Source organism: Oleiphilus sp. HI0067 (assembly GCF_001635735.1).
In genome coordinates this window covers 1-1,770 of record NZ_LWFI01000085.1, presented here as the reverse complement: position 1 = coordinate 1,770, position 1,770 = coordinate 1, and the positions used below count along the sequence as shown (strand labels likewise).

Annotated in this window: 2 protein-coding genes; both read right to left on the bottom strand. The window is 42.3% G+C overall.

What is annotated here, in order from left to right; translation table 11 throughout:
* Window positions 1-346 (bottom strand): 6-carboxytetrahydropterin synthase (locus A3739_RS01295; protein ID WP_197471936.1); only part of this gene is annotated, 346 nt, incomplete at its 3' end.
* A 92-nt stretch (window positions 347-438) separates the two neighbouring features.
* Complete coding sequence (locus A3739_RS01290; protein WP_068499938.1) at window positions 439-1,581, bottom strand: 1-acyl-sn-glycerol-3-phosphate acyltransferase; 1,143 nt, start codon at window positions 1,579-1,581, stop codon at window positions 439-441.
* Window positions 1,582-1,770 lie beyond the last annotated feature (189 nt).

The window sequence follows — 1,770 nt, the reverse complement described above, 5'->3', positions numbered from 1 at the left end:
TTTTCGTGTTGACTGTTTTGGCGTCAAGCAACACAACAGAGTCTTTCGGCGACTCATGTTCAAAGTGACCGAGCTGAGAATCCCAATTTAGACGGACTTTATGCTGAGATTGCTCGATCGACAGGTTTTTCAACTGTGTTGAGATAACAAAACGATGATCAACTTCGGTATCTATGAGTTGTTTAATTTGCTTTTTAACGTCACCAAAATCAAACACCATACCTTGATCATCAAGCTCGCCCTGCAATTCAATATCAACAATCCAGCTTTCTCCCATAATGCCGCGTTGAGCGTCGAAATATGAGAAGTCGATGACTGTTAAATTTTGAACAAAAAGGCGGTTCATGGCGAATCCTGTTTGGTAACCAAATGGTCAATGAATAGCGCTGCGGAGTCTACCAAAGTGTAGGTTTAAAACCACTTATTTCCCAATCAAACTTACACTTTTAATGCAGCGCGCTGGAGGATACTCGCTTGAGCGTAGTTTTGGATGACCTGTTTGGCTAGATCATTAATCAAATTGTCTTCAATCGTGACTGAAAGGCGTTTATTTAAAACTGTTAAACTGGTTTGTTCTTCTTCTGCCAGATCTGCTGGAGGAGCGTAATTATTATGGACTAACTTGTCGCATAATGAATTAATTGGAAACACGCGATAACTGCAATGCATTTCGCGATCTATCTTTGAAGCAAACTGACCATAGATGTCTTGCCCATGGGCGTTTGTTCCATCAAGCGACACCGGAGCTCCAAAGTGAACATGTATCTGCCCCTTACTTCCAATAATTCCTGTGAGTGTTTCGAACTTGTCGCTAGCGAGTTTCTCTTCAACAGTGCTTTTAGACTGTGAGATGATGCGCTTAGCTTTAATCTGATCGCAAGGGTCCCATTCGTATGAGAGCGTGATGGGGACAATTTTTAGTGCGTTAAGGTATTCGAGTTGTTCCGTTTTTGGCTTGCTTAAACTCATCATCTTGATGAGTGCAGGGTTAGTCGTATCAATATTATTAATCGCACGTCCTTCTCTTTGTGCGAGCCATACACTCTCATTAAAGGTATGGATAATCTCAGAGATATACGACGATTGCAGTTTGAGTGATCGAAGCAGTGCTTTTGGTGATGTGACCGATCTATTCACGCGAAAACATTTATTGAGTAATGCCATGCGCGTTGCGGTTTTACTAAGCAAGAGGTTATCGCCAATTGCACTGTGTACGGTAGAGCGGCCATCGTTGTATAGCGCGGTATTTATCAGTACTGGATCTAAAACAATGTCTCGGTGATTCGAAATGAATACATAAGGCGTGTTTGGATCGAGTTGGTCTAAGCCTGTGCTTGTTAAACTTGAATAAGTCCCTTCAATTTTTGGAACTAATCGCGTTATGAGCCAGTCTTGTATTTCTGCGATCGTTGAGCATGCATACAAATCTGTTGTATCGAGTGTTTGGCCCGGAAATAATTGGCCGAGTACAAACGATAGGCGAGTGCTGTCGTGTAATTCCTGCAGTATGACGTCGACTTCTGAGTCGTCAAAGCAACGGACACTTTCGTATAAAGACTTAAAGGTTTGATCGAAAAGCATGCTGGGATCAGTATTATTAACGTTGTTCTTACTCTTACTATAGACAAATAAAATGCAGAGTGCTGTTTTCATTCAATTTGCAAAGTACCCCGTTCTAGGAAACGTAAAGACACGCCTTGCTCGTTTCGTTGGTGAGCAGGGTGCTCTTGACGCCCATATTCGTTTGACGGCGGCGGTTAACCAACAACT

Bases quoted from the DNA above. Each gene is read 5' to 3' on its own strand.
- A3739_RS01290 (WP_068499938.1), bottom strand. From the start codon at position 1,581: ATGCTTTTCGATCAAACCTTTAAGTCTTTATACGAAAGTGTCCGTTGC.